Genomic DNA, 14,762 nt, shown 5'->3' with positions numbered 1-14,762 from the left:
CATCGCGAGGATGCATGAAGGGCTCGCATTTTTTGTCTGACAATTATGTCGAGCTGGGGCATCAATGGAACGCCAGCGACCAGCGACTCGTCGCGTGCCGTCCGCGAGCACGGGAGGGGAGACCCCGGGCTGCGGGCGCTGCCCCCGTCGAGGCTCCGGCGCGGTCCGGCACACCGGTGCGCACCGCGCCGCGTCATCGCAGGTACGTGTTGGTCCAGCCGTCCGCCGTGATTCCGGCACCCTCGGGAAGACCGCCCAGGTCGTCGACGAAGCGAAGAGTCACCCGCCAGTCATGCGCACTCATGTCCGCGAAGATGGGGTACTCGGCTTCCTCGATACTCGCCCGCACCACCGGGGCGGGGACGCCGGGCAGGGCCTTGCCTGCCACCGCGACGACGGAAGGGTCATCCATGTGCGCCGCCAGATAGCCCGCTCCGTCCTGCACCGCGGCCATGAACCTCCGTACTGTGGAGGCGTGTTGACCGGCGTAGCTCTTGTCCGCCACTACGACCTGCCCGTAGCCGGCGTAACCGCTGGACCACTCGACGACCTTTCCCGAGTCGGCCACCACGACACCGCCCCCGGAGTGCTGGATCTGCAGCGGGAGCGGTTCCGAGGTGAGGAACCAGTCGATCCGGCCGTTGTCGAGCGCCGCCTCGTCCGCGCTGGGGCTGGGCAGCGACACCCACCGGACCTCCTCGGGGCCGACTTCCCAGGCCTTGAGGAAGATCCCCGCCTCGGCCTTGGTGTTGGCCGAGCTGTAGCCACCGGTCGAGCCCCTCAGCTCCTCGGCCACCTCGTCCAGCGGGGACCCGGCGGTCAGGCCGTGCCGCTCGGCGAACTCGTCGCCCACGACCAGGCCGAGCGGATTCCCGAGCCCGTCCACGCCGACCGCGACCACCGGAAGGCCCCTCGCCAAGCCCCCCAGAAAGTTCGTGGGGCTGGAGTTGAGGAACTGCAGGGATCCCGATTCCAGGGCGGGCATACCCGTGGCGGCCGTGACCTCGACGAAGTCGACCTTCATCCCGCGCTTGCCGAAGTATCCTTCCGCGTCCGCCACTCGGAGGGGCACGTCGAAGACGTTGCCTGCGACGCCGACGGTGATCACCGCGTCCGGCCCGTCCGCCCCGGATCCCCCGCACGCCGTCAGCAGAGCGGAACCGGTCACCATCACCGTCGCGAGCACGACCGCCCGGCCGCCGGCGATCACCGATAACAGGGCGCCCGCGGAGGACCGGGGGCATCTGCGGTGAAGCTTCATGGTCATGTCCCATCGCCTGTCCTGAGAGGTAGTGGCCCCGCCCGGGAAGACGGCACGCACGTCGGTGGACTCGCCGTGCTCCGGCTGCCGGTGTCCCGCGAAAGGGCGCGCGAAGTTGCCGGGCCCGGCGGCCGGTGACCGGCCGGGCCCGGCGACGCCGTTGATCAGAAGCGGCCGTGCGAGGAGTGGATGCCGATGCAGTCCGGGTTGGGGACCGCGACGGAGGTGCCGGTGTCCGTGAGGCGCCCGGATCGCGGGTCCACGCGGAAGAGGCTGACCGTGCCGCTGACCTCGTTGGCGACGAACAGCCACCGCCCGTCGGGGTGCAGGGAGAAGCTCCACGGTGTGACGCCGCCGCAGGGCAGGCGCTGCGCCTCGGTGAGCAGGCCGGTGCCCGGGTCGGCCGAGAGGACGACCAGGGCGTTGTCTCCGCGGTTGGAGGTGTAGACGTGGCGGCCGTCCCGGCTGACGGCCAGTTCGGCTGCGCTGGTCGTGCCCGTGTGGCCCGGTGCGTTCGTCGTGAGGACCTGGCGGGACGTCAGGGTGCCCCTGCTCCCGTCCCACCTCAGGACCTCGATGTCCGCGGTCAGTTCGTTCAGCAGGTAGACCGTCCGGCCGTCCGGATGGAAGGCCAGGCGCCGGGGTCCCGACCCCGGCGCCGTCGCGTACGGGCCGGGACCGTCGGGGGTCCCGGCGGACATCCGCTGGGTCTTGCGGTCGTAGTCGTAGACGAACACCCGGTCGGCTCCGAAGTCCGCGACCAGCGCGAACCTCCCGCCCGGGGCGATGACGACGTGGTGCGGGTGCGGTCCGGCCTGGCGGGGGCTGGGGCCGGACCCCGTGTCGTGCACTCGGGAGGCAACCGCTCCGAGTCCCCCGTGTGCGTCGACCGGCAGGGTCGCCGCCGATCCCGCCGAGAAGTCGGCGACCAGCAGGGTGGCCGCGTCCTCGCTCAGCCCGATGTACGACAGCCCGCCCTGGACGCCCGGGGCTTCCTGAGCCCGGACCTCACCGGTCTGCCGGAGGGCTCCGGACGCGCCGTCGATACGGAAGACGCGGATGGCGCCGCCCTGCTCGCCGGCCGCGACATAGAGGACCGGGCGGGTCGGGTGCACCGCGACCCAGTTCGAGCTGACCTCGGCCACGGGCCCGAGGGGTGTCATGGTCCCGTGTGCGGGGTCGAACCGTATGGCGTGCACCTGGTTCTGACCCCAGGTGCCGACGTAGAGGAGGTCGGCGGACCGATTCGGGTCGGCGCCGGCCGACGTGGCGGAGAGCAGGGGCAGCGCTGCCGCGGTCGACGCGGTGAGGGCTGCCAGCACCGTCCTGCGGGAGGGCCTCCCGGGTGAGGGCGACGCGTCATCCGGGGCGGCGTGCGGGGATTCGTTCATCGAGGGGCCGGCCTTTCTCCTGACGGGGCGGGTGGAATTCACTTCTTGGGCTGAGGCCGGCGGCGGGCCGCGAGGCCGAGCCGCTTGAGGGCGTAGGTGTCGAGTGCGCTGAGTACGCCGTTGAGGGACAGGGTCAGCACGACCAGGACGATCAGGCCGGCGAACTCGGAGGCCGCGTCCAGGTTCTGCGCGGCGGTGAACAGCTCGTGCCCCACGCCCTCGGAGGAGGCGATGAACTCTCCGCCGATGACGCCGAGGATGGCCAGGGGGCCACCGGTCTTGAGGGCGGCGAAGAACGGGGCCGCGAGCGTCGGGATCGTCACATAGCCCAGGACGTGGTGTTTGCGTCCGCCCATCACCTGGACGACCTCGACGAGCTCGCGCTCCCGCAGCCGCAGTCCCAGATAGATGTTGTAGAAGACGACGAAGGCCACACCGGTCATGGCGATGGTGATCTTCGACCACTGTCCGATGCCGAAGAACAGCAGGAACAGCGGGGCCAGTGCGATCTTCGGGATGCCGTTGACGGCTGCCACGAGTGGTTCGAGCACCTTCCCCAGGAGCGGGAAGGAGCCCAGGACCAGCCCCATCACCGTTCCGGTGGCGACGCCGAGACCGAAGCCGGCCAGCACCTCGATGGTGGTCACCTTGATGTTGGTCCACCCGGAGGCGGAGCCGAGCATCGAGGTGAGCGAGTCGAACACGTCGGTGGGCTTGCTGACCGCGTACTCGGGTACGACAGGACCGCTCATCACCTGCCACAGGACGAGAGCAGCCGCGATCACCAGGATGCGCAGCGCGATGACCGTGCCCGCGCTCTGCCGGCCCGCTCGAGCTTTCCTGACGGGCCGTCCCGCGGTTTCGGGCTCGGCCTCGGTCACGGCTTTGTCGGTGACGGTTGCCATGGTCCGCTCCTTTCCTTTTCGGTTCGGCCCTGTCACGGCAGGTACGTGTTGGTCCAGTTGTCCGAGGACACACTCGCGTCCGGCACCGCGCCTATGCCGTCCTTCACGAAGGCGACGGTCTTCTTCCACCCGGCGGCGTCCATCCGGGCGGTCTCGGGCCAGTCCACCTGGGAGACGGCTTCGCTCAGCACGTCGTCGGGCACGCCCGGCAGACTTTCGCGCGCCGCGGCCAGCACGGCCTTGTCGTCCGCCTCATGGGTGTCGAGGTAGGTGGTGGCCTGCTGTACGGCGGTGGCGAACCCCTTGACCGTGGCGGAGTTGTTCTTGGCGTAGTCCTTCTTGACGACGACGACCTGGCCGTATCCGGCCTGTTCGTAGGCCCACTCGGGGACCTTGGTGGGGTCGGCCACGACGATGCCGTCACCCTCGTGCTGGACCTGCAGGGGGATCGGCTCGGAGGTGATGAACCAGTCGACCTCGCCCTTGGTGAGGGCGGCCTTGTCCGCGGCCGGGCTCGGCAGCGAGACCCACTTCAGCTTCGTGGGGTCGACCCCGTGAGCCTTGAGGAAGATGCCGGCCTCGGCCTTGGTGTTGGCGGAGCTGGCTCCGGCGGTCGAGTCGGCCAGCGCCTCGGCCACCTCGGCTGCCGGGGTGTCGGCGGTCAGGCTGTGCTTCTTCGCGAAAGCGGTGCTGACGACGATCCCCAGCGGGTTGCCTCCGCCGTTCGTGGCGACCGAGAGCTCCGGAAGCCCCTTGGAGAGGCCGGCCAGGTAGCTGGTCGGGCTGGAGTTGAGGAACTGCACCGAGTTCGACTGGAGCGCCGCGGTGCCGGTGGAGGCTGTCAGCGTCACGTACTTGATCTTGATGTTCTGCTTGTCGAAGTAGCCGTTCTCATCCGCCAGGCGAATGGACATGTCGAAGACGTTGCCGCTCACGCCCACCGAGACGGTGGTCTTGCCGTCGGAGCCGACCGATGACGCGCCGTCGCCGCCACAGGCGGTGAGACACGCGGCACCGCACATCACGGAGACGGTCAGTGCCAGGTGCGTACGGTTCATGCGGTAGTTCATGGGAACTCCTTTGTTCACCAGGCTTGCTGAGTACGGAAGAAGCGGATCCAGAAGTCGGTGCGGGCCGGATCGGAGACGGGAATCGTCCGGAAGTCCGCGCCGATCTCCATGACGGTGTCGGCGCCCGAGAAGGGGGGCCAGTGCGGCAGGTCACTGCCGTTGGGGTCACCGGTGGAGACGAAGTTGGTCCAGTACGCGGAGACGGTCCGCGCGATCCTGCGGTCCTCCTCGGTCCACGCACCGGTGCCTCCCACGGGGTTGCGGAAGACGTAGTCGATCTCCGAACCGTGGTCGGCCCGTCGCGGGCCGCCGTCCCGTGCCGGGGTTCGGTGGGTCCAGAAGTAGGTGTGCAGATTGCCGGTGGCGTGACGGGTCCATTCCGTACCCCACAGGCAGGTCGAGATACGGGAGTTGTCGCGGGCCGCACGGCTGCTGGCGCGGGCCGCCTCGTCGTCCGTGGCGGCCGGGTACAGCCGCAGGAACTCGTCGGCGAGGTCCCCGAACTTCCTGCGGGCCGCGGCGACATGGTGTTCGAGAGTCACGTTGACCGCGGGCGAGCCCGGCCGTACGGTCCGGCGCCCGCTGCGCAGGGCGGCCACCATCGACTCCGGTACCGCCCCGCTCTCGTCGAGGTTGTTCCCGGTGAGGTAGTCGACGTCGTTCTGCAGGCCCTTGGCGTACGTCTCGTCGTAGCCGGCGGGCAGCGCCCAGCCGTCCAGCACGGGACGGAAAAGGGGAGGTGAGGTCAGACTGCCGGTGTCGACGCTCGCGTCGACCGGGTGGCGGCCGTCGATCAGTTTCCGCCAGTGCAGGGAGCGTAGTCCGTGCAGCGTGCTCGCACCATGGGTGCGGGCGTAGCGGTCGCCGGCGCTCTCGGCGTCCGCCGGCATGCGGTAGGAGGTGGACAGATAGCGGAGTTCGGGGTCGCGTGCGTGCCGCGCGTGGCTCTGCGCGATGGCACGGTGGAACAGCCCCTCGGCGAGCGGGGACATGGCCAGGAAGTTGACCATGCCGGCGCCTGCGGACTGGCCCGCGATGGTGACGCGGTGCGGGTCGCCGCCGAAGTGCGCGATGTTGTCGCGCACCCAGCGCAGGACGGCGACGCAGTCGAGCAGTCCGTAGTTTCCCGAGGACCCGTGTGCCGACTCGGCGCTCAGCTCGGGGGTGGCCAGAAAGCCGAAGGCGCCCAGGCGGTAGTTGAAGGTGACGACGACGAGGCCGTCACGGGCCAGGTTCTCGCCGTCGTAGCGGGGGTTCGCCCCGGTACCTTCGCGGAATCCGCCCCCGTAGATCCAGACGAGGACCGGGCGCCGCTCCGCGCGGTGGTCCGAACCTGTCCAGATGTTCAGGTTCAGGCAGTCCTCGCTCAGGGGCACGTCGACGCCGGTCGCGGCCGCCTCGGTCGGTGCCTGTGGGCACATGGGACCGAAACGGTCCGCCTGCCGGGTCCCCTCCCAGCGCACGGGAGGCCGCGGGGGCCGGAAGCGCAGGCCGCCGACGGGCGGGGCGGCGTAGGGGATGCCTCGGAAGACGCTGACGGTCTCGTCCCGGCACAGGATGCCTTCGACGGGTCCCGCTTCGGTGTCCGCGGTGGGGCGGCCCATTCGGTCCTTTCCGCCCCACCCGCTCGTCAGCTGATGAGCGGCTGTGGGGACTTGTCGAGCAGCAACGCCCTGCGGGCGGAGCCGACGTGGTGGCGCATCGCCGCGTTCGCCGCGTCGGGGTTGCGCGTGACGATGGCGAGGAAGATGGCCTGGTGCTCTTCGAGCGACCCGGTCCTCGGGTGCTGCGCGGACAGGTTCCGGTACTGCCGCATCACCAGCGGGTAGAGCAGCGTGTCGTAGGCACGGGCCAGGGTCGTCTGGTGCGAGGCGTGCTTGATCTGCTGGTGGAAGCTCCGGTTGCCACGCGAGTACGCGTCCCCGTCGCCGCGGGACTGCGACTCCTCCATCTCCTGGAGCGTGCTGCGCAGCTTCTCGACCTCTTCGGCCGTGGCCCGCTCCGCCGCCTTGCCGGCCAGCGCGGCCTCCAGGATCTCCCGGGCCTCCAGGATGTCCGCCGCCTCCTCGATGGAGAAGCTCCTGGTGCGGACCCCGCGATTGACCTCGCCCGTGACGTAGCCCTCCTGCGTCAGCCGCACCAGCGCGCTGCGCACCGTGCTCCGCGACACGTCGAACATGCGCGTCAGGTCCGCCTCGGTCAGCCTCGTGCCGGGCTCGATGCTCCCCGACAGGAGCAGGGAGCGCAGCCCCTCGTAGGCGTGGCTGTAGCGGGTACCGGACGCCTTCGCCTGCTGCCCCGCACCGCTGCTTTCGCTCTCCACCTCGACCACCCTTGTCTTCCGTGAGAATGAGAACTGAGGCGGGAACAGTAGCCGACGGCATAGAAGGTCAGCTCCCGTGTGCGCCCAGGAGCGGATACAGGCGCCGGGCCGTACCCGCGAAGATCTCCCGGCGGTCGTGCTCCGGCAGCCCCGCCAGGATCTCCTCGGCGAGGGCGCGGAGCTCGGGCAGGGACTGCTCGGCCGCCGGCAGGTTCGACCCCCAGGCGATCCGCCCGGCGCCGAACGCCTCGACGACCGGGGCGAGGAAGTCGCCCGCCCGCTCCCCGGCGTCCTGAAGCCGTTCGAGGTTGCGGTGGGTGAGCTTGAGGTGGAGGCCCTGGTGCACGCCGAGCTCCGCGACCTCCGCGCCGGCGCGGGCCGGCGAGGAGGCTATGTCGGGGTAGCCGATGTGGTCTAGGAGCACCTTCACGCCCGGGAACCGCTCCAGCAGCTCCACCAGCTGCTTGGTGGCGGGCCCGAGGCGCATCTGGAGGCAGACCGGCAGGTCCAGCTTCGCGGCCTCCTCCCAGAAGGGGAACGTCTCCGGGGCGATGAACCACTCGCCCTGCGTGGGGACGGTGCTGCCGCTGGTGAACAGACGGACCCCGGACAGGCCGCCCTCACCGACCGCGGCCCTGAGGCCGGCGGCGGCGTCCGGGCGCAGCGGGTCGACGGTGCCGACGGCGACGAAGCGCTCCGGCCGGCGCCGGCTGCTGTCGAGGACGTACGCGTTGTCGTAGCCGTAGTTCGTGGTGGCCTGGACCAGGACGGCCTGGCCGATACCGCTCTCGTCCATGCGGGCGACCATGCCCTCGGCGGTCACGGGGCGGCTCGCGGCCCACTCCGACTGCTTGCCGCCGATCGGGGCCTTGGGATAGGCGGTCAGGTCCTCGGAGATGATGTGGCAGTGTGCGTCGACGAAATCCACGTCGGGTGCTCCCTTGTCTTCGGTGTGTGCGGTACGGGCCGGCTCAGGCGTCCGGGTAGTCGCCCGCGGCGAACAGCGACGGCAGGTCGTCGGAGAAGTCCGCGTCGAGCAGGCCCTGGTCCTTCGCGAACCGCACCATCGCGTCCAGGCTGGCCTCGTTGGCCTTGATGCCGTACGGAACCGGGTCGGCGCCGATCGCGCGTGCCTGGCGCCGCAGCCGGGGCACGGCCGACCACTCGGGCTGAGCGGCGAGGTGGCGGCGCTTGCTCTCCGCGAACGCCGCGTACAGCTTGGTCGGCAGGCCGGGGTCGCGCTCCACGAGTTCGGTGCGGACCGAGACCAGCGAGTGCAGCGGGTAGACGCCGGTGCGCAGGTAGTGGTCCACGGCGAGGGTGCCGGCTTCCGGGAAGAGCGGGTAGGGCCCGTCGTCGCCCGCGGGCTCCGGCTCGGTGGCCGCGGTCCAGCCGGCCTTCGGAGCGCCCGCCCGGCCGGTTCCGGCGTTGCCGGTCAGCGCGGCGTCGATCTCCCCGGCGCGCAGCAGCTCGCCCAGCGAGCGGCCGTCGCTGACGCGCTCGACGTTGGCGGGGACCCGGCCCTCGATGTGGTCGTCGTCGTCCACCACCCAGGTGATCGTGTCGATGTCCACGCCGTACTGGTCGCGCAGCACGCCACGCACCCACACTCCGGTGCTCACCGAGTAGGCGCGCACCCCGATGCGGCGTCCCTCCAGGTCCCGCGGCACGCGGATGCCGGAGTTCGCGGCGCACTGTACGTCGCCGTGGTGGAAGCGCCGGTTGAGGAACACCGGCACCGCCGTCAGCGCGATCCCTTCCTGGCGCGCCATCAGATAGGAGACCGGCGCGAGTTCGCAGACGTCGAACTCCAGGTCCCGGATCATCCGCCGGTAGGCGCCGATGACCGGCTTGACCTCGACGGGATCGACCAGGAACCCGTCGATCTCCGTCTCCCCGTCCAACAGCGGCCGCGCGTGCGGGAAGTCGCCGAGAACGACCGTGAGCTTGTCCATTCCTTGTCCTTTGCTGTTTCTGATTCCGGTCCGGCAGTCCGTACCGGGGATGTCAGCCGCCGAGGCGTGCCGGTGAGACGCCCAGTGCCGCGCAGGAGCGCTCGACGAGCTCGTCGTAGTCCACCGCCCGCGGGATCACGTCCTGTTCCAGGGCGTAGGCGGCCGCCTTGGTGAAGGCCGCGCGCAGTCCCTCGAAGCCCACGGGGTGCAGCGGGAACGGCCGCCCGGCCTCCTCCTTGGCGATGAGCACCGACTTCATCGCGTCGTACGCGGCGAGGATCGCCCCGGGCTGTTCCGCGGCGGCGGCCTCGGAGACGCCGACCACGTGGTTGACCGGGATGAATCCCTGTTCCCTCGACCACTGTTCGGCGACCGCGTGGGCGTCGACGACGGCGGTGCGGATGCGGTCGTCCGCGGGCAGTTCGTTGCCCATGACTCCGAAGTCGACCCGTCCTTCCAGGAAGTCCGCCGGCAGTCTGCTCCCCGCCGGGGCCCGCTCCACCCAGGACGGGTCCTCGGCGCCCTCGACGTGGTGGCCCTCATAGGTCGTCCAGTGCGCCTTGCGCAGGTCGACGCCGTACTGCTCGGTGAGGAACCCGCGCATCCACACACCGGTGGTCTGGCTCCAGGCGCGGACGCCGACGCTGTGCCCCTCCACATCGGCGACCGACAGCTTGCCGAGGGTCACCAGGGTCTGGTGCTGATGGCGTCCCAGGGTGGTGACGGGCAGCAGCAGCACCGGCTTGCCGTGGGCGAGGGCCTGCAGAACGGTCACGATCGCCAGTTCGCACAGGTCCACGTCCGACGCGTTCACAAAGCCGCGGGAGGCCTTGTGCACCGGCTTGATGTCGGCCCTCTCCGGCTCCGCACCCGCCTCGCGGGCCGCTGACAGCGCGGCTGCCGCGAGATCGTCGCGGCCAAGCACCAACTGCATTTCTCTCTCCTCTTGTCTACGCGAACGGGTGGTTCAGGGCCGCTGTCCGGAGTGCCCCGCGGGCGGCTTGTGGTGCCGCTCGTGGTGCTGACGCAGCAGGTCGGCCCCGAAGTCGTTGCCGTTGGGGGTGCGCACGACGGTGTGAATGTGCCGGCGCGAGGGGTAGTCGTTGTCGAACAGCACACCGGCCATGTGCTCGAACTCGACGAGGATCACCGGGCTGTGGAAGCGGTAGTAGAACGTGCCGTCGGGGTCTCCGGCCCAGCCGAAGTGGGTGTCCCCCTCGTGGGCCCGCACCTCTTCCATGCGCACCCGGGCGTGGTGGTCGCCGGCCCGGTTCACGTACAGCCCCAGAAGACGGAGCGCTGTCCCCCGCTGGCCTGCGGACATCCCGCTCAGGGGCAGCCCCTGGTAGTCGAGCTCCAAGTTGTCCCGGAACGCTCCGGCGAACAGCTCCGACGGCATCGTGTCCGCCACGACGGCCCGCTCCCGCTGCCGGCCGTCGAGCTGGGTGAACAGCTCGTGGCCGAGTGCCTCCTCCCCTCGGAAGGCGACGGTCCCGGCGTACTTCCCGGACCCCGCGATCACCGGCTCCGCGCCGAGGAAGGAGGGGGTGAGGACCATCCGGTCCCCGACGAAGACGCAGTTGATGTTGACGTGGTGCCCGTCGAGCTGCCAGCCCCACGGGCCGCCGTTCTCCGGCTCCCCGTAGAGGGAGAACCAGTACAGCCACTCGTTGAGCCCGTCCGTGTTACCGCTCATCTCGCCGATGGTGAGATTGAGGCGCATCAGGTCGACCATCTGGCGATAGCCGTCCGCGCTGAGGCTCTCCCCTACGACCGCCAGCGCCCGTTCGCGCCCCGCGTCGTCGAAGTCCTCCAGCAGCAGGCCGTGCCGCAGGAAGTACCGGGCGCCGTTGTTCCAGTGGCGCCAGCTCACGTCGTCCATCGGGAACCGGCCCTCGGCGAGCTGCTCCTTCGTCAGGCCGGCCAGATAGTCCTCCGCCGCGCGGTACACCTTGCCGACGTCCGCGCCCGTGTCGCGCAACGGGAACAGCCCGGGCCGGATGCCGTCCGACGTGGCCACACCCCGGAAGGGCTCGTCCGCCGCCTTCACACGCCAGGCGACCTTCTCCAACAGGTCGGGCGTCCAGATCTCCGGCTTGCGCGTGGGCGGGTTGCCCCGCTTGCGCAGACCTACCGGCTCTCTCATCGCTGCTCCTCCTCTCCGTGGTCCTCCACGGGTGCGCCGTCCGGCGGCGCACCCGTGCCGATCGCCTTCTCACCTGTCGAGGAAGGCCGACTTCTTCTCGATCGCCGCGACGTCCACCGGGCCGCCGATGAGGCTCTGCTCCAGGGCGTACCGTCCGGCAATCTCCAGACAGGCGGTGAGCGAGTCGCTCCACCCGGCGGCGACCGCGCGCCCGGCGGGCGAGTCGTCCCGCTCGGCTGCCGTGTCCGCGATCGCCTTCCTCAGGGCGCGGTAGAGATTGAGCACGGAGTCCGGGCGGGTGCTCAGGACGTCGTCGCGCACCACCAGCAGGTGGTTCGCCGGGATCGTCCCGTGGCGCTCGGTCCACGCCAGCCCGGCGTTCTCGGCGTCCGCGACGAGCGGGACCAGTCCCGCGCCCTGACCGCCGATCGCCTTCGGGCCGAGTACGGCCGCGCTGACGTCGTGGGAGCGCAGCAGGTCCGCGACCCGCTCGGCCTCCGACCGCTCGACGTACGGGGGGTTGGCGTACTGGGCGACATGGACGTCCTCGGTGGTCACCCAGGTGACGTCCGAGGACTCGACGCCGTACTCCTCGCGCAGCCAGCCGCGCACCCACAGACCGGTGGTCTGGCCGTACGAGCGCACGCCCACACGCCGGCCGACGAGATCCCGGGGACCAAGTGCCGGCCCCTCGGGCAGCCTGGTCAGGGAGCGGTGGTGGGTGCTTCCCACCAGCACCACCGGCAGCAGGGTGACGGGGACACCGGCGTCGCGTGCCTGGAGGTAGGTGGCCGTCGGCATCTCGCAGATGTCGTACGCCAGATCGCGGACCATACGGGCGAACGCCGGGGGCAGCGGGGACGACTCCGGGAACGCGCAGTCCACCCCGGCCACCGGGACGGTCCCGTCCTTCAGCGGCCGGGTGTGCGGGTAGTCGCCCAGCAGCACGGACAGCGGTGCCGTCGCATGCGTCTCTCTCATGCGGCTCACACGTCCTCGCCGTACTGGATGCGGCGGTACGGGGTGCTGAGCACCTCGCGGGTGATACGGACGTCGATCACGGTGGGCCGGGGGGAGCGTACGTACTCCGCCAGCGCGTCGCGCAGTTCCTGGGCTGTGCGGACCGTGGCTCCCCCGCCGCCGAGCGCCTGGGCGACCGCGCCCAGTTCGGGCGTGGAGATGGTCGCCAGCTCGGGGTCCAGTCCCTTCGCCTTCGCCTTGTGGTATTCGGCGCCGAGGCCCTGGTCGTTCATCACGACGACGAGCAGGGGGATGTCGTAGCGGCACGCCGTCTCGAACTCGGACAGGTGCATGATGAAGCTCGCGTCGCCCTCCACCACGAAGCCGGGCTTGTTGCCCTTCGCGACCATCTGGCCGAGGGCGATCAGCGGGGCCTGGCCGATGGCGCCGAACATGCCGTAGTTGGAGAGCACGTCGCGGGAGCGCTGGAAGAGCATGGTGCCGAAGTCGGTCTGGTGCCCGCTGCCCAGCACCAGCCCCATCTCGCCGGGGAGTTCGTGGTCGAGGATCCAGATCGCCTCACGCGGGTCGAGCCGTCCGGGCTCCCGCACGTACTCCGGCTGCTCGAGCCGGCCCGTCAGGTGCTGCCGGACCTGGTCGGTGTGGTAGCCCTCCAGCCGGACGGACCGTTCCTCCAGCACCCGGGTCAGTTCGGTGAGCGCGGTGACCGCGTCGGCCTGCAGGTAGCAGTCCGCCGTCCTGCCGTTGCCCATGACCAGGTGCGGGGCGGTGTCGATCTGGATGTACGCGGCCTCGGGATAGAGGTAGCCGCTCTCGATCGTGTAGTGGTTCAGGCTGGCGCCCACCGCGATGACGCAGTCGGCCTCCTGGAGCAGTTCCATCGACAGCTTGTCGCCGAAGAGACCCGACAGGCCGACGTGGAAGCCGGTGCGGTCGCAGAGCCAGTTCTTCGCCTGGAGGGTGGTGGCCAGCAGGGCTCCGGTCCGCTCCTGGAGGGCGAGGACCTCCTCGCCCGATTCCGCCCTGCGCGCTCCGCGGCCCGCGATGATCACCACGCGCTTGGCGTCCTGGATCAGGTCGCAGGCGGCCTGGATCCCGGACGGGTCCGGCAGCAGACGGGGCTTCTTGAGCAGGGCGGTGGAGGGTACGTAGTTCTCGTCGTAGTCGTCCATGTCGGCGACCTGGACGTCGAACGGGGCGCTGATCATGACCGGCCTGGACTTGGTCCGTGCCAGGTAGAAGGCGTCCCGCACGGCGTCCTGGGCGTTCTCGGGACGGGTCACCTGGATGAACTCGCACTCGATCGCGGCGGCGAAGCGCCGCTGGTCGAGGTACTGGGTGGCACCTTCGTCGCCCAGGGGGGTCTCCCCGCAGAACGCGACCAGGGGGGTGCCCGCACGGCTGGCGCAGAGCATCGAGGTGGCCAGCTGCGAGACGCCGGGGCCGCTGGTCGTGGTGACCACGCCGGGCTGTCCCGCGCCGCGGGCCCAGCCGTCCGCCATGCCGAGGCCGGAACCCTCGTGCCGCACCTCGTACAACCGCACCCCGCGGTCGGCGAGCGCGGCCATCCAGTGCATGTTGGCGTCGCCCATCATGCCGAAGACGTCGCTGGTGCCTTCCTTGACGAACGCCTCGGCCAGGGCCTCGTAGACCTTCACTTCTGGGACTCCTTCGTGTTCGCCGCGGCCGTCGTCCGCGCTTTCAGGACGCCGTCGAGCCGGGAGAAGACCCGCAGGGCGTTGCCGCCGTAGACCGCCTGGCGGTCGGCATCGCTCAGGCTGTCGATAGAGTCGAGGGTGTATTTGGTGTCGTCGAACCGCCGGCCCGTCTCCGGGTCCACGCTGCGGACGGCGCCGATCATCTCCGAGGCGAACAGGACGTTCCGCGCGGGGATGATGTCCAGCAGCAGTTCCATGCCGCCCTTGTGGTACACGCAGGTGTCGAAGTAGACGTTGCGCAGGACCGACTCCTCCAGCGGCGGCCGGCCGCGGTCCTGCATCATTCCCCGGTAGCGCCCCCAGTGGTACGGGACGGCTCCGCCGCCGTGCGGCAGGATCAGCTTCAGGTCGGGGAAGTCCTTGAACAGGTCCGACTCGCACAGCTGCATGAACGCCGCGGTGTCACCGGCGAGGTAGTGGGCGCAGGTGCCCTGCATCGCGGGGTTCCTCGACATCGCGACGTGGACCATCGCGGGGACGTCGAGTTCGACCATCTTCTCGTAGAGCGGGTAGTACACCCGGTCGGTCAGCGGCGGCGCCTGGTAGTAGCCGTCCGACGGGTCCGGGTTGAGCAGACAGCCGACGAACCCCAGTTCCTCCACGCAGCGTTCCAGTTCGCCGACGGAGTTGCTCACGGACGCGGGCAGCGCGTCGCCCGGGGACTGCGGGAGCTGGCACACGCCCACGAAGCGCTCGGGGAAGAGCCCGCATACACGGGCGATCAGGTCGTTGCTGACCCGGGACCAGTCGAGGCTGGTCCGCTCGTCACCGTAGTGGTGGGCCATCTTGCCCGCGCCGGGCGAGAAGATCGTCAGGTCGGTTCCGCGCTCGGTCTGCAGCTTCAGCTGGCCGTTCTCGATGGCGCTGCGTATCTCGTCGTCGGTGATGTGGAGCTGGTCGGGCGAGACCCGGGCGCCGGACTCCTCGAATGCCTGGATCTGCTTCTTACGCCACTCGCCCAGCGCGGGAGGCGCCGTGGTGAAGTGACCATGGCTGTCGATGATCATGAGTT

At 70.3% G+C, this 14,762-nt stretch carries 13 protein-coding genes; all 13 read right to left on the bottom strand.

What is annotated here, in order from left to right:
* Window positions 1–193: 193 nt before the first annotated feature.
* The 13 genes from ACGFZA_RS17600 to ACGFZA_RS17540 all read right to left on the bottom strand — a co-directional run bounded on the left by ACGFZA_RS17600 (window position 194) and on the right by ACGFZA_RS17540 (window position 14,757).
* Window positions 194–1,267 (bottom strand): ABC transporter substrate-binding protein, encoded by a 1,074-nt coding sequence (locus ACGFZA_RS17600; protein ID WP_393680016.1) that lies wholly within the window; start codon window positions 1,265–1,267, stop codon window positions 194–196.
* Window positions 1,268–1,425: 158 nt separating this feature from the next.
* Complete coding sequence (locus ACGFZA_RS17595; RefSeq protein ID WP_393680014.1) at window positions 1,426–2,652, bottom strand: lactonase family protein; 1,227 nt, start codon at window positions 2,650–2,652, stop codon at window positions 1,426–1,428.
* A gap of 38 nt (window positions 2,653–2,690) precedes the next feature.
* Window positions 2,691–3,557 carry an ABC transporter permease gene (locus tag ACGFZA_RS17590; protein WP_385283669.1) on the bottom strand — a complete coding sequence of 289 codons (867 nt, stop codon included), beginning with the start codon at window positions 3,555–3,557 and terminating at the stop codon, window positions 2,691–2,693.
* A gap of 32 nt (window positions 3,558–3,589) precedes the next feature.
* A complete protein-coding gene (locus ACGFZA_RS17585; protein ID WP_393680011.1) occupies window positions 3,590–4,627 on the bottom strand; it encodes an ABC transporter substrate-binding protein in 1,038 nt (345 codons plus the stop codon).
* A gap of 14 nt (window positions 4,628–4,641) precedes the next feature.
* Window positions 4,642–6,231: a carboxylesterase/lipase family protein gene (locus ACGFZA_RS17580; RefSeq protein WP_393680009.1), complete on the bottom strand. Its 1,590-nt coding sequence runs from the start codon at window positions 6,229–6,231 to the stop codon at window positions 4,642–4,644.
* 26 nt (window positions 6,232–6,257) lie between these two features.
* Window positions 6,258–6,950, bottom strand: a complete 693-nt coding sequence (locus ACGFZA_RS17575; protein WP_385283662.1) for a GntR family transcriptional regulator — start codon at window positions 6,948–6,950, stop codon at window positions 6,258–6,260.
* Between the two features lie 67 nt (window positions 6,951–7,017).
* Window positions 7,018–7,878 (bottom strand): amidohydrolase family protein, encoded by an 861-nt coding sequence (locus ACGFZA_RS17570; protein WP_393680006.1) that lies wholly within the window; start codon window positions 7,876–7,878, stop codon window positions 7,018–7,020.
* Between the two features lie 43 nt (window positions 7,879–7,921).
* Complete coding sequence (locus tag ACGFZA_RS17565) at window positions 7,922–8,905, bottom strand: ABC transporter substrate-binding protein (protein WP_393680004.1); 984 nt, start codon at window positions 8,903–8,905, stop codon at window positions 7,922–7,924.
* A 52-nt stretch (window positions 8,906–8,957) separates the two neighbouring features.
* A complete protein-coding gene (locus tag ACGFZA_RS17560; RefSeq protein ID WP_393680002.1) occupies window positions 8,958–9,839 on the bottom strand; it encodes a hypothetical protein in 882 nt (293 codons plus the stop codon).
* Between the two features lie 33 nt (window positions 9,840–9,872).
* On the bottom strand, window positions 9,873–11,051 hold the full coding sequence (locus ACGFZA_RS17555) for a DUF3500 domain-containing protein (RefSeq protein WP_393680000.1): 1,179 nt from the start codon (window positions 11,049–11,051) through the stop codon (window positions 9,873–9,875).
* A 69-nt stretch (window positions 11,052–11,120) separates the two neighbouring features.
* Window positions 11,121–12,032 (bottom strand): hypothetical protein, encoded by a 912-nt coding sequence (locus ACGFZA_RS17550; RefSeq protein WP_393679998.1) that lies wholly within the window; start codon window positions 12,030–12,032, stop codon window positions 11,121–11,123.
* Between the two features lie 5 nt (window positions 12,033–12,037).
* Window positions 12,038–13,690, bottom strand: coding sequence for a thiamine pyrophosphate-binding protein (locus ACGFZA_RS17545; protein ID WP_393679996.1), 1,653 nt, complete (start codon window positions 13,688–13,690; stop codon window positions 12,038–12,040).
* Window positions 13,687–14,757: an amidohydrolase family protein gene (locus ACGFZA_RS17540; RefSeq protein WP_393679994.1), complete on the bottom strand. Its 1,071-nt coding sequence runs from the start codon at window positions 14,755–14,757 to the stop codon at window positions 13,687–13,689. The genes ACGFZA_RS17545 and ACGFZA_RS17540 overlap by 4 nt, the downstream gene beginning before the upstream one ends.
* Between the last annotated feature and the right edge of the window lie 5 nt (window positions 14,758–14,762).

Source organism: Streptomyces sp. NPDC048211, assembly GCF_043202315.1.
In the GTDB taxonomy this organism is placed as follows: domain Bacteria; phylum Actinomycetota; class Actinomycetes; order Streptomycetales; family Streptomycetaceae; genus Streptomyces.
Note: the sequence above shows the minus strand (reverse complement) of the source record. Positions and strands in the feature narration are given on the sequence as shown.

What these genes read in the sequence shown, in the direction of transcription:
- ACGFZA_RS17590 (WP_385283669.1), bottom strand. Translation starts at nt 3,557, where the DNA reads ATGGCAACCGTCACCGACAAAGCCGTGACCGAGGCCGAGCCCGAAACC.
- ACGFZA_RS17565 (WP_393680004.1), bottom strand. Translation starts at nt 8,905, where the DNA reads ATGGACAAGCTCACGGTCGTTCTCGGCGACTTCCCGCACGCGCGGCCG.
- ACGFZA_RS17540 (WP_393679994.1), bottom strand. Translation starts at nt 14,757, where the DNA reads ATGATCATCGACAGCCATGGTCACTTCACCACGGCGCCTCCCGCGCTG.
- ACGFZA_RS17585 (WP_393680011.1), bottom strand. Translation starts at nt 4,627, where the DNA reads ATGAACTACCGCATGAACCGTACGCACCTGGCACTGACCGTCTCCGTG.
- ACGFZA_RS17600 (WP_393680016.1), bottom strand. Translation starts at nt 1,267, where the DNA reads ATGACCATGAAGCTTCACCGCAGATGCCCCCGGTCCTCCGCGGGCGCC.
- ACGFZA_RS17580 (WP_393680009.1), bottom strand. Translation starts at nt 6,231, where the DNA reads ATGGGCCGCCCCACCGCGGACACCGAAGCGGGACCCGTCGAAGGCATC.
- ACGFZA_RS17595 (WP_393680014.1), bottom strand. Translation starts at nt 2,652, where the DNA reads ATGAACGAATCCCCGCACGCCGCCCCGGATGACGCGTCGCCCTCACCC.
- ACGFZA_RS17550 (WP_393679998.1), bottom strand. Translation starts at nt 12,032, where the DNA reads ATGAGAGAGACGCATGCGACGGCACCGCTGTCCGTGCTGCTGGGCGAC.
- ACGFZA_RS17560 (WP_393680002.1), bottom strand. Translation starts at nt 9,839, where the DNA reads ATGCAGTTGGTGCTTGGCCGCGACGATCTCGCGGCAGCCGCGCTGTCA.
- ACGFZA_RS17555 (WP_393680000.1), bottom strand. Translation starts at nt 11,051, where the DNA reads ATGAGAGAGCCGGTAGGTCTGCGCAAGCGGGGCAACCCGCCCACGCGC.